Raw genomic sequence first — 17,560 nt, 5'->3', positions numbered from 1 at the left:
GGCGGTGGCGTGTCCGAGCGGCCTAAGGAGCACGCCTCGAAAGCGTGTGTGGGCGCAAGTCCACCGTGGGTTCAAATCCCACCGCCACCGCGGTGTCATCATGGATCGACACGAGAACCCCCGGACCGTCCGTCCGGGGGTTCTTCCGTTCCAGCCCGGAGGCGCACGGGCTCAGCCCAGGATGATCCCCAGCGCGACGAGGGCCGCGAGCCCCAGGCCCCACAGCGCGAGCACGCAGGAACCGACGACCCCCAGGGCCTGCGCCACGACGAACTGCCAGCGGTGGCGCACCGGTCGGTGCGACCGGTCGATCTCGCGCAGCGCCCGGTGCGCCACGACCCAGGCGAGCGGGCCGAGGAACGCGAACCCGCAGACCGACAGGATGCCGAGCACGAGGGCCGGCGCCGCCCGCGGAGGAGCCGGCGCGGCGGGGGACGCCCACGGGCGGGAGGCAGCGGACGCCGGGGCGTGGCGTGAAGTCGAGGGGCGAGGGTGCCGCGGACGGGCCTCGGCGTACGGGTCGTCTGGCTCGGAGCCACCGCCGAACTGCGGCGTCGGTGGCGGCTCGAAGCGGTACATCCCGCGAGGGTACCCGGACGCCCTCGGAGCCACCTGGACGCGACACGTCCGTCACAGAAACCTCTCAGACAGCTCTAGCCTCGTGAGCTCCTCCCGCGTTATGCTCACGCCGCCCTCCCTCGTCCCCGGAGGGCCGCCCCCTCGTCCCAGGTGGGCCGCATGTCTCGTCCCCGGAAGTGAGCCACCATGCTCCGTCGTCCCCTGCGCCGCACCCTGGTCACGGCGCTCGCTGCGGGCCTGCTGGCCTCCCCCCTCGTGGCCGTCGCCGAGCCGTCGGAGGACGCGCAGGGCCGGCCGGGCGCGCTGCTGCTCCCGGCGGCCCCCGCCGTCGAGGTGCCCGCCCCGTCGGACGCGTCGACGACGCCCGAGGCGCCGGACGCCGTGCGGGCCGCCGACCTGGCCGCCGCCGCCGACCGCGGCGCCGCCTGGCTCACCGCCCAGGCCGGCACCGGCCGGATGACGAGCGACGAGCTGGCCCTCACGATCATCGCCCTGGGGGCGGCCGGTCCGGAGCACGCCGCCGACCTGCAGCGCCTCACCGGGCAGCTGGAGCGCCGCGCCCCCGCGGCGGCCGCCGACCCCGTGGTGCTCGGGCTCACCGCGATCGCGGTCGACGTCGCCGGCCGCAACCCCCGGTCCTTCGGGGGTGTCGACCTCGTGGCCGCCCTGCGGTCCGAGCTGGCCGACGGCCGGTGCGGCGACGGCTGGGTCTTCACCACCGGCGTCTGCGTCATCGGGCTGACCCGCAGCGGCGGCACCGTCCCGCAGGCCGCGGTCGACGCCGTCACCCGGGCGGCCGACCCGGTGACCGCGGGCATCAGGTCCGGTGGCGGCGTCGAGGGGTGGTCCACCGCGGTCACGCCCCAGGCCATGGCGAGCGTCGACACCATGCGCACGGCGCGGGCGACCGGGCTCGGCGCGCGCGACTACCTGGTCCTGTCCCGCGGCGGCGCACCGGTGCTCGCCGAGGACCTGCCCGTGGGGCTCAACGCCCTCGCCCAGCAGAGCTTCGCCATGGCCGGGACGTATGCCGACGAGCCGGCGCGGCGCGACGCCACGATGACCTGGCTGCTGCAGCAGCAGCACGCCGACGGCGCGCTGCCCGAGCTCTTCGAGCACGCCGACGGGGACGTGTGGGCGACCGCGCTCACGGTCCTCACCTGGTCGGGACGTCACCTGTCCGACAGCACCACCACGGCCACCGGCTACCAGCGCCACTCCGTCGTCGAGCGGATCAGCGGCACCGACCGCTACGCCGTCGCGGCCAACATCGCCGCGTCCTGGGCCGACGGTGCGGACACGGTCGTCGTCGTCTCGGGCCAGAACTTCCCCGACGCCCTGTCCGGCTCCGCGCTCGCGGGCGTCCTGGGCGGCCCGGTGCTGCTCACCCGCAAGGACAGCCTGCCGGGTTCCACCGTGCGGGCCCTGCAGGCCCTGGACCCGCGGCGGGTCATCGTGCTGGGGGGCACCGGCGCGGTGACCAAGGGGGTGACCGACCAGCTCTTGCGCTACGCCGACGGGGTGGAGCGCGTCACGGGGGCCGACCGCTACGCCGTGTCCGGCGCGGTCGCCTCCTCCTTCTGGGAGCAGGGCGGCTCCACGGTCTACCTGGCGACGGGGCAGAACTGGCCGGACGGCCTGACGGGCGGGGCGGCCGCGGCCTACGAGGGCTCGCCGCTGCTGCTCACCAGGCAGGACGAGGTGCCCGCGAAGGTGATGGGCGCCCTGCGCTACCTGCGGCCGGACGAGGTCGTCGTGCTGGGGGGCACCGGTGCGGTGTCCGGCGACGTCATCAGCCAGCTCCGCGCCGGTCTCGGCTCGGCCACCTCGATCCGCCGGCTCGACGGCAAGGACCGCTACGTCGTGGCCTCCCGTGTCTCGCAGCGGATCCCGACCGCGCAGCAGGTGGCCTTCGTCGCGACCGGCCGCAACTGGCCGGACGCCCTCGCCGGCGGCGCCCTCGCCGGCCAGGTCAGCAGCCCCATGCTGCTGGTGCGTCCGGACGGCCTGCCCACCGAGACCGGGCAGGCCCTGGCGCTGCGCCGCCCCGACTACGTCGGTGCGTTCGGCGGCCCGGCGGCGATCCAGGCGGTGACCCTCCGGCAGGCGCGGCTCGTCGACACCGGCCGGTAGCCCCCGTCGGTGTCCGTCGGTGGTGCGACCGGCCGGCAGGCCGGGGCCGCCGCGACCCGTGGGGCCTCGCCTACAGCCCGAGGACCAGGACGCCCACCACGGCGGCCACGACGGTGACCACCACCAGCAGGAGGAGCGCGGTCGCCACGACCCCCAGGGCCTGGCCGGCGACCAGCTGGCCCCGGTTGGTGACCACGACGGGCGCGGCGTCCACCTCCCTGAGCGCCCGCCGGGACATCGCCCAGGCGAACGGCCCGATCGGGGTGCAGACGGTCACCGCCAGCAGGCCGAGGACCAGGGACGTGGTGCCGCGCGGGTGCTGGTAGCCCGGCGGTCCCCAGGGATGTCCCGGTGGTGCAGGAGCACAGGAGTCCTCCAGGGGCGGCGGGTGACGCAGGGGCGGTGAGGGTGCTCGGAGGCTGTCCATGGACCGAACCTAGGGCCGGCCGGCACGGCCCCACCGAGGTTGTCCACAGGGGGCCTCAGCGGGCGTGGAGCTCCTGGGCGGCGGCGGCGATGTCGTCGAGCTCGGTGCGCAGTGCCTTCTCGGTCAGCTTGAGCCCGAGCGGGCCGACGACCCGCAGCGCCAGGCGCTGGAGGGCACGGGGGTCCGGCGTGCTGGCGCTGAAGTGCACGGAGAGCAGGGTGGCGTCGGCCTCCGCCAGCGGCTCGAGCGTCATCACGGTGCGGTAGGTGGTGTTGCCGGAGCGCGCCTCGGTCTCGGTGCGCAGCTCGGGGTCGTTGTCGACCACCCAGATCTCCTGGGTGTCCGAGGCGCCCATCATCCGGCGCGTCTCGCGCCAACCGGTGCCGATGGCATACGGGCCGGTCGTGATGAGGTGCAGGTCGGTGACCTGGGAGAGGCGCTCCTGCGCGTGCTCGAGGTCGGTGATGACCTCCCAGACCGCGGAGGGGGGTGCCTCGACCCGGCGCTCGGCGTGGACCTCGTGCTGCCCGCTCACCGGCCGTCCCCGGTCTGCTCCGGCTGCTCGGGGGCGGGCAGGTCCTCCCAGGCGTCGCCCAGCACGAGGTCCAGCGTCGCGTCCTCGCGCTCGTCCTGCACCAGCTCCACCTCCTGGGGCAGCGCCTCGGCCAGGAGCTGCGCCCCCTCCAGCCCGGACGGGCCGTGGATGATCTGGCCGGGGCCCTCGAGGTCGGCACCCGAGTTGTCCACCCCGTCGACGGTGAACCCGCGCGCCTGCAGGCCCTCGCTGGCCCGCCCGGCCAGCCCGCCGACGCCGGTGGAGTTGAAGACGTTGACCACGACGTCCTCCGTGGCCAGCGTGGGGGTCGGCGCGGCCACGGTCGCCGGGGCCTCGTCGGCGTCGCCGCCCATCCCGAACCAGCCCTGCATGGAGGCCATCGCCAGGACCAGGGCCAGCACGAGGACGCCGAGCAGCGCCGCCATGACCATGGCGGCGCGACGACGTGCCCGGCGGGCGGCCGTCGACATGCCGGCGGTGCGCACGTATCCCACGCAGAAGTCCTTCCCGAAGGGCAGCAGGCTAGCGAGTCGCCGTGCCGTCGAGGTCGAGGACACGCCCGTGCACGGCGGGTCGGCCCTGCAGCGCGGCCCGCAGGGCGCGGTGGAGGCCGTCCTCGAGGTAGAGGGTGCCCCGCCACCGGACCACGTGGCAGAAGATGTCGCCGTAGAAGGTGGAGTCGGAGGACAGCAGCGCCCTCAGGTCCAGCTGCGAGCGCGTCGTGACCAGGTCGTCCAGCCGCAGCATCCGGGGTGGCAGATGGGCCCAGTCACCGGGCTCGTCCAGGCCGTGCGGGGGGTAGGGCTGCTCGTCCCCGACGCCCTTGAAAATCATGCCGCGCAGTCTAGAGTCTGGGGGGTGAGCGAGCAGAGCAGCAGCCAGGTCGACCGCATCCGGGAGGCTTATGCCTTCGCCGGGCCGAGCATCACGCTGGGCGGCGCGGTCGGCACGGACGGGGACGAGGTGGTGGGCGAGGCGGTCGTCCGGCTGCCGCTGGGGTCGATGAACCGCCACGGCCTGGTCGCCGGGGCGACCGGCACCGGGAAGACGGTCACGCTCCAGGTGCTCGCCGAGCAGCTCTCCGACGCCGGGGTGCCGGTCTTCCTCGCCGACGTCAAGGGCGACCTGACCGGGCTGGCCACCGCGGCCGAGGGCGGGGGCAAGGTCGCGGAGCGGATGGCCGACCTGGACCAGGAGTGGGAGGCCAGGGCATACCCGGTCGAGCTGCTCAACCTCGGCGGGCACGGCGTGGGCAACCCGGTGCGGGCCACCGTCACCGGCTTCGGGCCGACGCTGCTGTCGAAGGTGCTGGGGCTCAACCAGACCCAGGAGTCCAGCCTGGGGCTCATCTTCTACTGGGCCGACCAGCAGGGGCTGGCGCTGCTGGACCTCAAGGACCTCATCGCCGTCACGCAGCACCTCATCTCCGACGAGGGGCGGGCGGACCTCAAGGGGCTCGGCGGCATCGCCACGTCGACGGCGGGAGTCATCCTGCGCGAGCTCATCGGGCTGTCCGCGGCCGGGGGAGACGTCTTCTTCGGCGAGCCGGAGTTCGAGACCGCCGACCTGCTGCGCACCACCGCCGACGGGGCGGGCGTCATCACGCTGCTCGAGCTGCCCGGGGTGCGGGACCGGCCGGTGCTGTTCTCCACCTTCCTCATGTGGCTGCTGGCCGAGCTCTTCCAGGACCTGCCCGAGGTCGGCGACCCGGAGCGGCCGACGCTGGTCTTCGTCCTCGACGAGGCGCACCTGCTCTTCGACGACGCCTCCGACGCCTTCCTCGACGCCGTCGAGCAGGCGGTGCGCCTCATCCGGTCCAAGGGCGTCGGCGTCTTCTTCGTCACGCAGACCCCCACGGACGTGCCGGACGCCATCCTCGCGCAGCTGGGCAACCGGGTCCAGCACGCGCTGCGCGCGCACACGCCCAACGACGCCAAGGCGCTCAGGGCCACCGTGTCGACCTTCCCCACGAGCGACTACGACCTCGGCGAGGTCCTGACCTCGCTGCGCACCGGCGAGGCGGTCGTCACCGTCCTCTCCGAGGAGGGCGCGCCCACCCCCGTCGCGCGCACCATGCTCCGGGCACCGCAGGCGCGGATCGGCCCCTCGGAGGAGGAGGTCGTGCGGACGGCGGTGGCCGGGTCCTCCCTGTCCGGCAGGTACGGCGAGGCGCTCGACCGGGAGTCCGCGCACGAGATGCTCGCCGCGCGGATGGAGGCGGCGACGCGGGCGGCGGAGCAGCAGGAGGCCGACGAGGTCGCCGCGCGGGAGCGGGCCGCCCAGGACCCCGAGACGGCACCGGCTGGAGGTCGTCGCGGCTCACGTGACGGCGGGCGGCGCGAGGACACGGACGGGGGCGTGCTCGAGCAGGTCGTGTCCTCCGGCGCGTTCCGGTCGATGCTCCGCTCGGCGGGCACCGTCATCGGGCGCGAGATCACCCGCTCGGTCTTCGGCACCCGCCGCCGCTGACCGCACCGGACGCGCGCGCTGGCGCACCGGACGCCGCGGGTTTGGGTCGCCCGGACCGCCTCGGGTACCCTGCTACGCGGAGGATTCGCATAGCGGCCTAGTGCGCACGATTGGAAATCGTGTTGGGATAAAACCCTCGGGGGTTCAAATCCCCCATCCTCCGCCAGTCGGCGAGGCCCCGGGCCACCGTTCCACCGGTGACCGGGGCCTTCCGCGTGCCGGGGTGGGCCGGGGGAGCGGGGCCGTCTTGGCCACACCGGGACGAGCACCTAGACTGCTCCCCGGACCCCTCGTGCGGTGGTACCTCGGTGAACTCCCCCAGGGCAGGAATGCAGCAAGGGCAATCGGGCTCTTCCAGGTGCGCGAGGGGTTCTTCATGCCCTGCCGACGTCGCGCCCGCGGTGTCCCTCCCCCGTGGCAGGATGTCCGCACCCCTGCGAAAGGACACGCCATGCCGTTCCACGTCGGATCCGAGGTCGGCCGGTTGCGGCAGGTCATCGTGCACCGCCCCGGGCTGGAGATGCACCGCCTGACCCCCGACAACAAGGAGCGCTACCTCTTCGACGAGATCCTGTGGGTGGAGAAGGCGCAGGAGGAGCACGACTACTTCGTGCAGGTCATGCGCGAGCGGGGGGTCGTGGTGCACCACTTCGACGCGCTGCTGCGCGAGACGCTGGCCGTCCCCGAGGCGCGCGCCCACGTCCTCGCCCACTCGCTGGACGAGCGGCACGTCGGCCCCCAGGCGGCCGAGGACCTCCGCGCCATGTTCGACGGCATGGACGACGCCGAGCTCACCACCCACCTCATCGGCGGCATCACCAAGGCCGAGGTCCTCGAGCGCATCGGCAGCCCCAACTCGGTGGTCATCGACCAGTTCGGCCTGCACGACTCGGTGCTCGCGCCGCTGCCCAACCACCTCTTCACCCGCGACACCTCCGCATGGGCCTACGGCGGGGTGGCCGTCAACTCGATGCACAAGAAGGCGCGTCGCCGGGAGACGGTGCACTACGACGCCATCTACCGCTACCACCCGATGTTCGCCGAGGCCGGGATGCAGTGGTGGAGCCACGGCGTCGACGACGGCCCCGCGACGGCGGAGGGGGGCGACATCCTCGTGCCGGGCAACGGGATGGTCCTCGTCGGCCTCTCGGAGCGCACCACCGCGACCGGGGTGGAGCGCCTGGCCCGCGGGCTCCTCGGCTCCGGCCAGGCCGAGCGGGTGGTCGCCCTGGACATGCCCAAGGCCCGCGCGGTCATGCACCTCGACACGGTGATGACGATGCTCGACGAGCAGACGTTCACCCGCTACCTCGGGCTGCCGGACCTCACGTCCTGGACCATCACCGCCGGGGACCAGGACGCCTCGACCGGCGAGCTGCGCCTGGAGATCGAGCGGCACGAGCCGGAGCAGATGATGCAGGTCGTCGCGCGGGGTCTCGGCCTGGACTCGGTGCGCGTCCTGGCCGCCGAGCAGGACCCGCGGGCGGCCGCCCGGGAGCAGTGGGACGACGGCTGCAACGTGCTCGCCCTCGAGCCCGGGGTCGTCGTGGGCTACCAGCGCAACACGGTCACCAACGCCTACCTGCGCGACCAGGGGGTGGAGGTGCTGGAGATCGCCGGCTCCGAGCTCGGCCGCGGGCGGGGCGGCCCGCGCTGCATGTCCTGCCCCGTCGAGCGGGACCCGCTGACCTGATGCCCGCCCGTCGACGGGTTGACCCGGCCGCCGGGGAGCAGGCGCTCGCGGCCTGGGAGGCCGCGCGGGCCGGCGGGACGGGCCCCACCGCGGAGGTCTCCCGCAGCCAGCTCGCCACCGCCGTGCGCTACCTGCTCGAGGACCTCGTCGAGCGCGCCCCCGGCCGGTCGGTCGAGGTACGGATCCCGCCGTACGCCGCGGCGCAGGTCGTCGAGGGCCCGCGGCACACGCGCGGGACCCCCACCAACGTGGTCGAGACCGACCCGCAGACGTGGCTCGACCTGGCGACCGGACGGACCACCTGGGCCAAGGCGACGGCCAGCGGCGCGGTGCGGGCGTCGGGGCAGCGGGCCGACCTCACGGCATACCTCCCGCTGCGCTGAGCGGGCCTAGGGCTCGGTGGGCTCCTCGGGCGGCAGCGGGAAGAGCAGCTGGTAGAGCTTGACCCGTCGGGCGCCGTCCTCGCCGTCGCGCGTGCGCGCCTCCTTGGCCCGCTCCAGGTGCTCGGTCATGGTGGCCGCGATGGCGTCGCCGAGCGCGTCGGCCTCCTCGACGGTCAGCATCGCGGTGGCCTCGTTGGACGTCGCGACCCCGGCCCACGTCTCGTCCTCGGACTCCATCCTGGAGACCCACTCCTGCACCCGCGCGTTGCGCATCTCCATCTGGTGGATCATGACCGTCTGGGCGGCGGTGCGGGCGGCGTCGTCCTGCGCGACCGCGTCCAGGCCGAAGGAGAAGCCGACGCTGGTCCACCACCGCTCCCGCGCCGACCCACGCGTCGTGTCCTCCTCGACGAGCCCGTGCCGCTCGAGCTGACGCAGGTGGTAGCTGGTCTGCCCGGTGTTCTCACCCATGGCGCGCGCCAGCATCGAGGCGGTCGCGGCGCCGTGGTCCTTGAGGTAGTCGTACATCCGCAGCCGCAGCGGGTGGGCGAACGCCTTGAGGGTCGCGGCGTCGACGGCACGGGCCTGGTGGGGAGGGGGCTTGCGCTTCGGCATAGTCCAGAGATACCTTTGCAAAGGATCGTTTGCACAACATCTTCTGCATTCAGGATAGGGGACCGCCATGACGGCATCCACCACCACGCCGCTCGGTCGACCGTTCGGCGCCCACCTCGGAGCCGTCGGTCTCGCGAACCTCGCGGACGGGGTCGTCCAGATCGGGGTCCCGCTGCTGGCCGTCACCCTGACCCGCTCGCCCCTGCTCATGGGGGTGCTGACGGCCGCGGTATGGCTGCCGTGGCTGGTCTGCGGCATCCCCGCCGGCGTGCTGGTCGACCGGTGGGACCGGCGCCGCACCATGGTGGTCGCCCTGGGTGTTCGCGCCGCCCTCCTGGGCGCGGCCGGGGTGCTCGCCCTGTCCGACCGGCTGACCATCTGGGTGCTCGTCGGGCTGGCGCTGGGCTACGGCGTCACCGAGGTCTTCGCCGACCTCGCCGCGGCCGCGCAGGTGCCGGCGCTGGTCGGGCGCACGGCCGGCCCGCTGCGCCGCGCGAACTCCCGCCTCCTCGCGGTGGAGCAGGTGTGCAACGGCTTCGTCGGCCCGCCGCTCGCGGGGGTGCTGGTCGCGCTCGGCGCGGCGTGGCTCGTGGGCTCCTCCGCGCTCGTCGTGGTGGGCGCCGTGCTGGTGCTCGCCCTCGGGCTGCGCGGGAGGTATGCCCCGGTGGTGCCGCAGGCCGAGAGCGTCGGCTCACGCTGGTCCGGGCTGACCTCCGGTATGCGCACCCTGTGGACCCACCCCGTGCTGCGTCCCCTGGCCATCGCCTCCGGTCTGTGGAACTTCGCCTCGACCGCCCTCAGCGCGGTGCTCATCCTGTGGCTCGTCGGTCCGGAGTCGGTGGGCGGCATCTCGCCCCAGCTGTTCTCCCTCGTCATGGTGGTGCTGCCGGCCGGCGCCCTGCTCGGCAGCCTGGTGGCGAGCAGGCTCATCGAGCGCTTCTCGGAGATGTCGGTGATGGTGGCCTGCTGGGGCCTCAACGCCGTCTTCAACCTGGCGCTGCTCCTGTGGCCCTCGGTCTGGGGGCTGGCCCTCTTCCTGCTCGCCGCCGGCCCGCTCGGGGTCATCGGCAACATCGTCTCCGGCTCGATCCGGCCGCGCCTGGTGGCGGGGCACCAGCTGGGCCGGGTCGGTGGCGCCTCCCGGGTGCTCGTCTTCGGCGCCATGCCCCTCGGCGCCCTGGTGGGCGGGCAGGTCGCGGCGCTCGCCGGCATCCCGGCGGTCCTGCTCGGCGTCCCCGTCGTCATGCTGGTCGCGACCGTCCTGGTCGCCGTGGGCGTCCCGCAGTCCCTCGTGGACGCGCACGAGCTGACCCCGGAGCCGGAGCCCGTCGGCTGAGGCCGGCCCGTGCCCGCTAGCGTCCTGTCCATGAGGATCGGTGTCTGCATCCTGCCCGAGCATCCCTGGCGCGAGGCCGAGCCGCTGTGGCGGCAGGTGGAGGAGTGGGGGTTCGAGCACGCCTGGACCTACGACCACCTCGTCTGGGCCGGTCTCCCGCAGGCCCCGTGGCACTCCACCGTCGCCACCCTCGCGGCGGCCGCCGTCGTCACGGACCGGGTCCGTCTCGGCACCTTCGTCGCCTCCCCGAACTTCCGGCACCCGGCGCTGCTGGCCAAGGACGTCACCACCCTCGACGACCTCAGCGCGGGGCGCGTCCTGCTCGGTCTGGGGGCCGGCGGGGACCTGGACAGCCGGCTGCTCGGCGACCGGCACACCCGGGGCGAGCGCACCGCCCGGTTCGAGGAGTTCGTGCCCCTGCTGGACCGGTTGCTCACCGAGGACGACGTCGAGGTCGAGGGCGAGTTCTTTACCGTGGCCGGAGCGGGGGCGCGCCCGCGCTGCGTCCAGCAGCCCCGGGCCCCCTTCGTGATGGCGGCGAACGGTCCCCGCGCCATGCGGCTCGCGGTGGCGCACGGGGCCGGCTGGCTCACCACCGGCCCGCCCGGCGCCGCCGAGGACGGGCTGGACGCCTGGTGGCGCGGCGTGCGCGAGCTCGCCGCGCGGGTCGACGGGCTGGAGGCCGAGGCGGGCCGGTCCCGGCCGCTGGACCGCTACCTCTCCCTGGACGCGGGGTCGCCGGCGCTCGGCAGCCTCGAGGAGGTGCAGGACCGCATCGGCCGGGCCGCCGAGGCCGGGTTCACCGACGTCGTCGTGCACTGGCCGCGCGCGGAGGCGCCCTACCGCGCCGACGTGCGGGTCCTGGAGGCGCTCGCCGCCTCGCGCTCCTGACGCAGGGGCGGCGCGGCATACCCGTCGATGTATCCCGGCGGGGCGGGGGTGCTCTGCAGCCCTGACGCCCCGGCGGAGGCGAGGGGCCTCCTGGCGTCACCGGCCCGTGACGGCCGGCCCCGAAGGAGTTCCCATGACCACCACCACCAGACCCCTGCGCAGGGCAGGGTTCGCCGCAGGGACGGCGCTCGCGCTCGGCACCACGGTCCTCGCCGGTGCCGTCCCCGCCCTCGCCGCCACGCTCGGCGACCACGAGATCAGCGGGGTGCAGTTCGTCAACGACGACTGCAGTCGCAACGAGTACGCCATCCAGGCCTCCCTCACCGGCACCACGGACGACGTCGGCGGCTTCGACCGCGTCCGGTTCGAGGTCTGGGACGACGGCACCCTCAAGGACAGCCGCATCCTCGAGGTCGGGGTCGGGACGACGCGCGAGCTCAACGCGTTCCTGTCCTTCGTCGGGCTCTACGGCACCGGGGCACCCGGGGTCGGCATCGTCATCAGCGACGTGGACGCCGACGGCGACGTCGTCGGCACCCTCGAGAGCGTGGACCCGTTCTTCCCCGACGACGTCGACGGCCCGTGCACCTTCGACGTCGAGCGGATCGGCGGGCCCACCCGCATCGAGACGGCCGCGATGCTCTCCGAGCAGAAGTTCGTCATGGCCGACACGGTGGTCGTCGCGACGTCGCGGACCTACCCGGACGCGCTCGCCGCGGCCCCGTGGGCCGCGCAGATGGGAGCCCCGCTGCTGCTCACCAGCCCGGGCGGTCTGTCCGCGGCGAGCCTCGACGAGCTGCTGCGCCTCATGCCTGAGGACGTCTACGTCGTCGGCGGCCCCGCGGCGGTGAGCGGCCAGGTCCTCACCGACGTGCAGGCGGCCCTCCCGGGGGCCCACGTCGAGCGGGTGTCCGGGCCCGACCGCTACGGCACCGCCGGCGAGATCGCCCAGCGTGTGGTCCAGGACAGCTCGGCCGAGCTCTTCGTCGCCTCGGGGCAGGACTTCCCGGACGCGCTCGTCCTCAGCGCCCTGGCGGCCCGCCACCAGGCCCCGCTGGTCCTCACCAAGCAGGCCGAGGTGCCTCCGGAGACCGCGAGCGCGGTGGCCGCGCTGACCTTCGACGACGTCTACGCCGCCGGCGGCACGACCGTGCTCTCCGACGACGTGCTCGACGACGTCTCCCTCGGTATGCCGTGGACCCGCTACAGCGGTCCGGACCGCTACGACACGGCCGAGGCGGTGCTCGAGCAGTTCCCGGCGGAGGGCAAGGTGCTGGTCGCGACCGGGCAGGACTTCCCCGACAGCCTGACCGCGGTGCCCGTGGCCGCGCGGACCGGTGCCGGGGTGGCGCTGACCCGTCCCGACGCGGTTCCGGCAGGGGTGCTGGACGAGGTGGAGCGGCTCGTGACCGGCTTCTCGTTCCCGCTCATCACCATCGTCGGGGGTGAGCTGGCGGTGCACGACACCGTCGAGACGCAGCTGCTGGGTCTCGTCGGCGGACTGGCCGACCCCACGGCGCGGGACACGGGCGGCTCGACCGACCGCAACATCGGGCAGGAATGACCCCTCCCGCCTCGTCGCCGTGAGAGGTCACCGGCGCGGCAGCCACCCGGCTGCCGCGCCGGTCCGCGTCCTGACGGATACTGGGGTGGTGCCACCCTCGGACCCCTCGGACGAACCCATTCGGATGCCGGTGCGGCGCCGGCCCCGGCTGAGCCGCTTCCTCGTCGCCGGGGCGCTCGTCGGCTTCGTCGTCGGCGCCGTGATCTCGCTGCTCGGCCCCGATGCCCCCGGCAGCAGCGCCGGCCAGGAGGTCATCCTCCTCGGCGCCACCGGGGCCGTCTTCGCCGGGCTCGCCGCCGCGGTCGTCTACCTCGTCCTCGACCGTCGCGCCGAGCGCGACTGACGCGCCCGTGGAGCAGCGTCGACCCGACCTGGTGCGGTTCCTCATGACCGGCGCGGTCGTCGGCGCAGTCATCGCGGTGCTGGTGGCGGCGCTCGGGCGGGACGTGCCCTACGTCAACGGCCTGGAGGAGTACCTGCTCTTCATCCTCATCGGCGGGGGTGCGGGGTTCGCCGTCGGCGCCCTGGCCTACCTCGTCGCCGACCGTCCGAGGCTGGGCTCCTGACCCGTCGCCGGGGCCCGGCGGGCGGTGCGCCGGGTCCGCGGACTGTGGGACCATGGGCCCGTGGCTCGCGCTGACGGACGGCTCTCGCACGACCTCCTCCCCGAGGAGCGTCTCCCTCAGGACGCCTGTGGCGTCTTCGGGGTGTGGGCGCCCGGCGAGGAGGTCGCCAAGCTCACCTACTACGGTCTCTACGCCCTGCAGCACCGCGGGCAGGAGGCTGCCGGCATCGCCACGAGCGACGGGCAGCGGCTCGTGGTCTACAAGGACGTCGGCCTGGTCAGCCAGGTCTTCGACGAGTCGGCCCTCGCCTCCCTCCAGGGCCACCTGGCCGTCGGCCACTGCCGTTACTCCACGACCGGACGCAACTCCTGGCAGAACGCCCAGCCGACCCTCGGGGGCACCGCCGAGGGGACCGTGGCGCTGGCCCACAACGGCAACCTCATCAACACCTCAGAGCTGCGCGACGTGCTGCGCGAGATGCTGGGCGGGGACCTGGCGCGCTCGACCGGGGAGGTGGGGCGCGGCAACACCACGGACACCGCGATCGTGACCGGGATGCTGACCGCCGACCCCGACCTGTCGCTGGAGGAGGCGGCCATGCGCGTGCTGCCGCAGCTGCGCGGCGCCTTCTCCCTGGTCTTCTGCGACGAGAGCACCCTGTATGCCGCGCGCGACCCCCAGGCGGTGCGCCCCCTGGTGCTCGGCCGGCTGGAGCGCGGGTGGGTCGTCGCCTCCGAGACCGCGGGGCTCGACATCGTGGGCGCCTCGGTCGTGCGCGAGGTCGAGCCCGGCGAGCTCATCGCCATCGACCACAACGGCCTGCGCTCGCGCCGCTTCGCGGAGCCGGAGCCCCGGCGGTGCATCTTCGAGTGGGTCTACCTGGCGCGGCCCGACACGACGATCGCCGGACGCGAGGTCTACGACTCCCGGGTCGAGATGGGGCGCCAGCTCGCGCGCGAGCACCCCGTGGACGCCGACATGGTCATGCCGACCCCGGAGTCGGGGACGCCGGCCGCCATCGGCTACGCGCAGGAGTCCGGCATCCCCTACGGCCAGGGGCTGGTCAAGAACGCCTACGTGGGGCGGACCTTCATCGCGCCCAGCCAGACGATCCGCCAGCTCGGGATCCGGCTCAAGCTCAACCCCCTGCGCGACGTCATCAAGGGCAAGCGGCTCGTGGTGGTGGACGACTCCATCGTGCGCGGCAACACCCAGCGGGCGCTCGTGCGCATGCTGCGCGAGGCGGGCGCGGCCGAGGTGCACGTGCGGATCTCCTCGCCCCCGGTCCGCTGGCCGTGCTTCTACGGCATCGACTTCGCCACCCGGGCCGAGCTCATCGCGACCGGGCTGGAGCCCGCCGACATCTGCGCCTCGCTGGGCGCGGACTCGCTGGGCTACATCTCCACCGAGGGCATGGTGGCGGCCACCGAGCAGCCCCGCTCCTCGCTGTGCACCGCCTGCTTCACCGGTGACTACCCGATCGAGCTCCCCCGTGAGGACCAGCTCGGCAAGGACGTCCTGGAGCTGCAGTTCCCGGTCGACACCCAGGGGGCGGACCCCACCGACGTCGGCACCCTCGACGTGGACCGCGCCCGCGGGGCGCGCGACATGGACAACGTCGGCGTCACGGCCGGCGCCGGCGGCTCCGACGCCGTCCGCCGCCCCTGACCCGCACCGCCCCCGACCCGCGCACCCCTGGACCTTCTGTCACGAGCTCGACCTGGCACGAGGCTGGACCCTGTGCACGCCACACCAGCCCCAGGCATACCTGTGCACCCTTGTGCATCCTGGGCACACGGTAGAACCTCCGCACAGGCTGCATGAGCGTGCACAGGCTGTGTCAGGGACGGGAGGAGCACTTCACCGCGCGGGGCGGGGCGAGCAGGTCTACCGTCCGTGACGACGGGTCGGCGACCCGGGATGTGGAGGCGCCATGAGCGAGCACGACGACCAGACCATGCCTGAGACCGACGAGGACCGGGACGCGGCCGAGCCCGACGACGCCGACGGCCCCGACCCCGCTGGGCCGGAGGACACGACCGAGGACGAGTCCGCCGACGAGACCGACGAGGGTGACCCCCGGCAGGAGTCCGAGGAGGACGCCCGGCGCAGGCGGGAGGAGTTCGCCCGGGAGCACGACCCGGCCGACCACGACGTGGAGGCCGGCGAGGAGTTCCGGCAGCCCGGCGACTGGACCGCCGACGAGGACGGTCCGCAGGAGCTCGAGACCGATCGGAGCATGCTCGCCGCGCCGGGGTCGTCGACCACGGCCGAGGGTGGCTCGGCAGAGTCTGGCGCGGACGGGTCTGGCGCAGGCGAGGGCAGCTCGGAGGAGGAGATCCGCGACGGTGGCCACGGGTGGGGCTCGGCGGCGCCGCAGGCCGACGGGACCGCCCCCGAGGGCCACCCCGTCAAGGCCTGGCACGACACGATGACCTTCGTCCTGCCGGACGAGGCGGGCTACGACGCCGAGGCCCACGAGTGCTTCGTGGACGCGGAGACCGCTGAGCGCGCCGGCTTCCGGCACGCGCACGGCTGACCCGGGGCCGTCCGCGGGCGGCGACCGACCCGGGCCGGGCGTCGGGGGCCCGGCGCTCGGCATACCCTAGGGGTGCCCACCTGCTGCCACGCCCGAGGGAACCCGCCATGAGCGACCAGCCGATCACCTATGCCAGCGCGGGCGTCGACGTGCACGCCGGCGACCGCGCCGTCGAGCTCATGAAGGAGTCCGTCCGGCGCGCGCAGCGCCCGGAGGTCCTCGGGGGGTTGGGCGGGTTCGCCGGGATGTTCGACGCCTCCGCGCTGCGGGGTATGCGCCGTCCCGTCCTCGCCACGTCGACCGACGGGGTCGGCACCAAGGTCGCCATCGCGCAGGCGATGGACGTCCACGACACCATCGGCCAGGATCTCGTCGGCATGGTCGTCGACGACATCGTGGTGAGCGGCGCCGAGCCGCTCTTCATGACCGACTACATCGCCTGCGGCACGGTGGTGCCCGAGCGGATCGCGGCCATCGTCTCGGGCATCGCGCGCGGTTGCGAGCTGGCGGGCGTCGCCCTCGTGGGCGGCGAGACCGCCGAGCACCCCGGTCTGCTCGATCCGGAGGAGTACGACGTCGCGGGGGCGGCGACGGGTGTCGTCGAGCACGACGAGGTGCTGGGTCCGCAGCGGGTCGCCGACGGGGACGTCGTGCTGGCCCTGGCCAGCTCGGGCCTGCACAGCAACGGCTACTCCCTGGTCCGCCGCGTCGTCGCCGCAGCCGGGTGGGGCTGGGACCGCGAGGTGCCCGAGCTCGGGCGGACGCTGGGGGAGGAGTGCCTGGAGCCGACCCGCATCTACACCCGGCCGCTGCTCGAGCTGGTCCGCGAGCTCGGGCCGGACCTGCACGTCCTCTCGCACGTCACCGGTGGCGGGCTGGCCGCCAACCTGGCTCGGGTGCTGCCCTCGGGCACGCTGGCGACGGTGGAACGGGGGTGGCAGCTGCCGCCGATCTTCACCCTGGTCCAGGAGCTGGGGCAGGTGCCGCTGGCCGACCTGGAGCAGACCCTCAACATGGGGGTGGGGTTCGTGGCCGTCGTGCATCCCTCGGTGGCCGACCGGGCGGTCGCCCTCCTGGACGGGCACGGCATACCGACCTGGCCGGTGGGGACCGTCGAGCAGGCGGGTGAGGCGGCTGCGGGTCCGGGCGTGGTCCAGGGGGCCAAGGGTGTCGACGGCGGGGCGGTCCGGGTCGTGGGGGACTACCTGCGCTGAGTGCGGCCGTCACGGCCGTCACGCGCGTGCGTCCGGTGCGGGCTAGCGCGCGGCGGGGGTGACGAGGACCCAGTACTCCGTGGGGCCACGCCCGCCGATGAAGCCACCCCAGCGGATGTCCGCGGCGTCGGGGGTGAGCGCGGTGCGCACCCGCTCGTTGGTCGGCTCGGCGATGACGATGGTCTGCGCCGGGTCCTCCAGACGGACCTGCACGCTGTGCTCGGGGGAGTTGACCGCCCAGCCCTCCCACGTGAGGAGCGCGCCCTCCGTGAGGTCCGGCTCGACCGGTTCCTCACCGCGCATGAGCACCACCGAGGCGGGCAGGGCTGCCGCGTCGACGGGGTCGCAGGCCGCTGCCTGCACCTCGCTCCAGCTGGCGTCCTCGGTGAGCGGCGCCTCGCACCGGCGCACCTCGTAGGTCACCGTGTCGACACCGTTGTAGACGCGCCACGCGACGAAGAGGACGAGCGCGAGGCCGGCCAGCAGGACGGGAAGGACCCACCACTGGTTGCGCGGCAGACGGCCGCTCGCCGTCGACCGCTCGTCGGTCCAGCGGGCCTCGTGCCGGCTGCGGGTGCTCATCCGCCCGCCCGTC

19 protein-coding genes, 2 tRNA genes and 1 other RNA gene are annotated in these 17,560 nt (G+C 74.2%); 15 read left to right on the top strand and 7 right to left on the bottom strand.

Annotated elements, in window-relative coordinates; translation table 11 throughout:
• Positions 1-3: 3 nt before the first annotated feature.
• Positions 4-90: transfer RNA gene (locus FHD63_RS13240), tRNA-Ser, on the top strand.
• Positions 91-171: 81 nt separating this feature from the next.
• Here FHD63_RS13240 and FHD63_RS13235 read toward each other — a convergent pair.
• Positions 172-579 carry a DUF4190 domain-containing protein gene (locus FHD63_RS13235; protein ID WP_139722433.1) on the bottom strand — a complete coding sequence of 136 codons (408 nt, stop codon included), beginning with the start codon at positions 577-579 and terminating at the stop codon, positions 172-174.
• Positions 580-765: 186 nt separating this feature from the next.
• On the opposite strand from FHD63_RS13235, the gene FHD63_RS13230 reads away from it, so the two are divergent.
• Complete coding sequence (locus FHD63_RS13230; RefSeq protein ID WP_139722432.1) at positions 766-2,712, top strand: cell wall-binding repeat-containing protein; 1,947 nt, start codon at positions 766-768, stop codon at positions 2,710-2,712.
• A 70-nt stretch (positions 2,713-2,782) separates the two neighbouring features.
• Here FHD63_RS13230 and FHD63_RS13225 read toward each other — a convergent pair whose 3' ends face one another.
• From FHD63_RS13225 to FHD63_RS13210, 4 genes are read right to left on the bottom strand one after another with little or no spacing between them, the layout of a single operon-like run.
• Positions 2,783-3,139 (bottom strand): hypothetical protein, encoded by a 357-nt coding sequence (locus tag FHD63_RS13225; protein WP_202978382.1) that lies wholly within the window; start codon positions 3,137-3,139, stop codon positions 2,783-2,785.
• Positions 3,140-3,194: 55 nt separating this feature from the next.
• A complete protein-coding gene (locus FHD63_RS13220) occupies positions 3,195-3,674 on the bottom strand; it encodes an SRPBCC family protein (RefSeq protein WP_158296780.1) in 480 nt (159 codons plus the stop codon).
• Complete coding sequence (locus tag FHD63_RS13215; protein ID WP_139722430.1) at positions 3,671-4,189, bottom strand: LytR C-terminal domain-containing protein; 519 nt, start codon at positions 4,187-4,189, stop codon at positions 3,671-3,673. The genes FHD63_RS13220 and FHD63_RS13215 overlap by 4 nt, the downstream gene beginning before the upstream one ends.
• A gap of 28 nt (positions 4,190-4,217) precedes the next feature.
• Positions 4,218-4,529 carry a type II toxin-antitoxin system VapB family antitoxin gene (locus FHD63_RS13210; RefSeq protein ID WP_139722429.1) on the bottom strand — a complete coding sequence of 104 codons (312 nt, stop codon included), beginning with the start codon at positions 4,527-4,529 and terminating at the stop codon, positions 4,218-4,220.
• Between the two features lie 24 nt (positions 4,530-4,553).
• On the opposite strand from FHD63_RS13210, the gene FHD63_RS13205 reads away from it, so the two are divergent.
• From FHD63_RS13205 to FHD63_RS13185, 5 genes are all read left to right on the top strand, one after another.
• Positions 4,554-6,164, top strand: a complete 1,611-nt coding sequence (locus FHD63_RS13205; protein WP_139722428.1) for a helicase HerA-like domain-containing protein — start codon at positions 4,554-4,556, stop codon at positions 6,162-6,164.
• A 78-nt stretch (positions 6,165-6,242) separates the two neighbouring features.
• Positions 6,243-6,330 (top strand) — tRNA-Ser (locus tag FHD63_RS13200).
• Positions 6,331-6,445: 115 nt separating this feature from the next.
• Positions 6,446-6,542, top strand: an RNA gene (ffs, locus tag FHD63_RS13195) — signal recognition particle sRNA small type.
• Between the two features lie 73 nt (positions 6,543-6,615).
• Complete coding sequence (locus FHD63_RS13190) at positions 6,616-7,857, top strand: arginine deiminase (RefSeq protein ID WP_139722427.1); 1,242 nt, start codon at positions 6,616-6,618, stop codon at positions 7,855-7,857.
• Positions 7,857-8,240: a sterol carrier family protein gene (locus FHD63_RS13185; protein ID WP_139722426.1), complete on the top strand. Its 384-nt coding sequence runs from the start codon at positions 7,857-7,859 to the stop codon at positions 8,238-8,240. Before FHD63_RS13190 ends, FHD63_RS13185 begins: the two co-directional genes overlap by 1 nt.
• Before the next feature lie 6 nt (positions 8,241-8,246).
• Here FHD63_RS13185 and FHD63_RS13180 read toward each other — a convergent pair whose 3' ends face one another.
• Positions 8,247-8,855: a winged helix-turn-helix domain-containing protein gene (locus tag FHD63_RS13180; RefSeq protein ID WP_139722425.1), complete on the bottom strand. Its 609-nt coding sequence runs from the start codon at positions 8,853-8,855 to the stop codon at positions 8,247-8,249.
• A gap of 67 nt (positions 8,856-8,922) precedes the next feature.
• On the opposite strand from FHD63_RS13180, the gene FHD63_RS13175 reads away from it, so the two are divergent.
• The 8 genes from FHD63_RS13175 (at position 8,923) to purM (ending at position 16,965) form a co-directional block, all read left to right on the top strand.
• Positions 8,923-10,191 carry an MFS transporter gene (locus tag FHD63_RS13175; RefSeq protein ID WP_139722424.1) on the top strand — a complete coding sequence of 423 codons (1,269 nt, stop codon included), beginning with the start codon at positions 8,923-8,925 and terminating at the stop codon, positions 10,189-10,191.
• 30 nt (positions 10,192-10,221) lie between these two features.
• Positions 10,222-11,082: an LLM class flavin-dependent oxidoreductase gene (locus FHD63_RS13170; protein ID WP_139722423.1), complete on the top strand. Its 861-nt coding sequence runs from the start codon at positions 10,222-10,224 to the stop codon at positions 11,080-11,082.
• Between the two features lie 133 nt (positions 11,083-11,215).
• Positions 11,216-12,646: a cell wall-binding repeat-containing protein gene (locus FHD63_RS13165; RefSeq protein ID WP_139722422.1), complete on the top strand. Its 1,431-nt coding sequence runs from the start codon at positions 11,216-11,218 to the stop codon at positions 12,644-12,646.
• A gap of 124 nt (positions 12,647-12,770) precedes the next feature.
• Positions 12,771-12,989, top strand: a complete 219-nt coding sequence (locus tag FHD63_RS13160; protein WP_139722421.1) for a hypothetical protein — start codon at positions 12,771-12,773, stop codon at positions 12,987-12,989.
• 7 nt (positions 12,990-12,996) lie between these two features.
• Positions 12,997-13,212, top strand: coding sequence for a hypothetical protein (locus FHD63_RS13155; protein WP_139722420.1), 216 nt, complete (start codon positions 12,997-12,999; stop codon positions 13,210-13,212).
• 60 nt (positions 13,213-13,272) lie between these two features.
• Positions 13,273-14,880, top strand: a complete 1,608-nt coding sequence (purF, locus tag FHD63_RS13150; protein ID WP_139722419.1) for an amidophosphoribosyltransferase — start codon at positions 13,273-13,275, stop codon at positions 14,878-14,880.
• Between the two features lie 265 nt (positions 14,881-15,145).
• The gene (locus FHD63_RS13145) at positions 15,146-15,751 is read left to right on the top strand and encodes a sunset domain-containing protein (RefSeq protein ID WP_139722418.1); all 606 of its coding nucleotides are present in this window, start codon (positions 15,146-15,148) and stop codon (positions 15,749-15,751) included.
• A 107-nt stretch (positions 15,752-15,858) separates the two neighbouring features.
• Complete coding sequence (gene purM / locus FHD63_RS13140; RefSeq protein ID WP_139722417.1) at positions 15,859-16,965, top strand: phosphoribosylformylglycinamidine cyclo-ligase; 1,107 nt, start codon at positions 15,859-15,861, stop codon at positions 16,963-16,965.
• A 42-nt stretch (positions 16,966-17,007) separates the two neighbouring features.
• On the opposite strand, the gene FHD63_RS13135 is transcribed toward purM, so the two are convergent.
• Entirely contained in the window at positions 17,008-17,547 is a 540-nt protein-coding gene (locus FHD63_RS13135) for a hypothetical protein (protein ID WP_139722416.1), read from the bottom strand.
• Positions 17,548-17,560 lie beyond the last annotated feature (13 nt).

This window comes from Serinicoccus chungangensis, assembly GCF_006337125.1.
In the GTDB taxonomy this organism is placed as follows: Bacteria; Actinomycetota; Actinomycetes; order Actinomycetales; family Dermatophilaceae; genus Ornithinicoccus; species Ornithinicoccus chungangensis.
The sequence above is the reverse complement of the archived record's forward strand: the minus strand, read 5'-3'. Positions and strand labels throughout refer to the sequence as shown.

What these genes read in the sequence shown, in the direction of transcription:
- FHD63_RS13145 (WP_139722418.1), top strand. Translation starts at nt 15,146, where the DNA reads ATGAGCGAGCACGACGACCAGACCATGCCTGAGACCGACGAGGACCGG.
- FHD63_RS13235 (WP_139722433.1), bottom strand. Translation starts at nt 579, where the DNA reads ATGTACCGCTTCGAGCCGCCACCGACGCCGCAGTTCGGCGGTGGCTCC.
- FHD63_RS13190 (WP_139722427.1), top strand. Translation starts at nt 6,616, where the DNA reads ATGCCGTTCCACGTCGGATCCGAGGTCGGCCGGTTGCGGCAGGTCATC.
- FHD63_RS13180 (WP_139722425.1), bottom strand. Translation starts at nt 8,855, where the DNA reads ATGCCGAAGCGCAAGCCCCCTCCCCACCAGGCCCGTGCCGTCGACGCC.
- FHD63_RS13135 (WP_139722416.1), bottom strand. Translation starts at nt 17,547, where the DNA reads ATGAGCACCCGCAGCCGGCACGAGGCCCGCTGGACCGACGAGCGGTCG.
- FHD63_RS13230 (WP_139722432.1), top strand. Translation starts at nt 766, where the DNA reads ATGCTCCGTCGTCCCCTGCGCCGCACCCTGGTCACGGCGCTCGCTGCG.
- FHD63_RS13225 (WP_202978382.1), bottom strand. Translation starts at nt 3,139, where the DNA reads ATGGACAGCCTCCGAGCACCCTCACCGCCCCTGCGTCACCCGCCGCCC.
- FHD63_RS13160 (WP_139722421.1), top strand. Translation starts at nt 12,771, where the DNA reads ATGCCGGTGCGGCGCCGGCCCCGGCTGAGCCGCTTCCTCGTCGCCGGG.
- FHD63_RS13210 (WP_139722429.1), bottom strand. Translation starts at nt 4,529, where the DNA reads ATGATTTTCAAGGGCGTCGGGGACGAGCAGCCCTACCCCCCGCACGGC.
- FHD63_RS13175 (WP_139722424.1), top strand. Translation starts at nt 8,923, where the DNA reads ATGACGGCATCCACCACCACGCCGCTCGGTCGACCGTTCGGCGCCCAC.
- FHD63_RS13165 (WP_139722422.1), top strand. Translation starts at nt 11,216, where the DNA reads ATGACCACCACCACCAGACCCCTGCGCAGGGCAGGGTTCGCCGCAGGG.
- purM (WP_139722417.1), top strand. Translation starts at nt 15,859, where the DNA reads ATGAGCGACCAGCCGATCACCTATGCCAGCGCGGGCGTCGACGTGCAC.
- FHD63_RS13170 (WP_139722423.1), top strand. Translation starts at nt 10,222, where the DNA reads ATGAGGATCGGTGTCTGCATCCTGCCCGAGCATCCCTGGCGCGAGGCC.
- FHD63_RS13185 (WP_139722426.1), top strand. Translation starts at nt 7,857, where the DNA reads ATGCCCGCCCGTCGACGGGTTGACCCGGCCGCCGGGGAGCAGGCGCTC.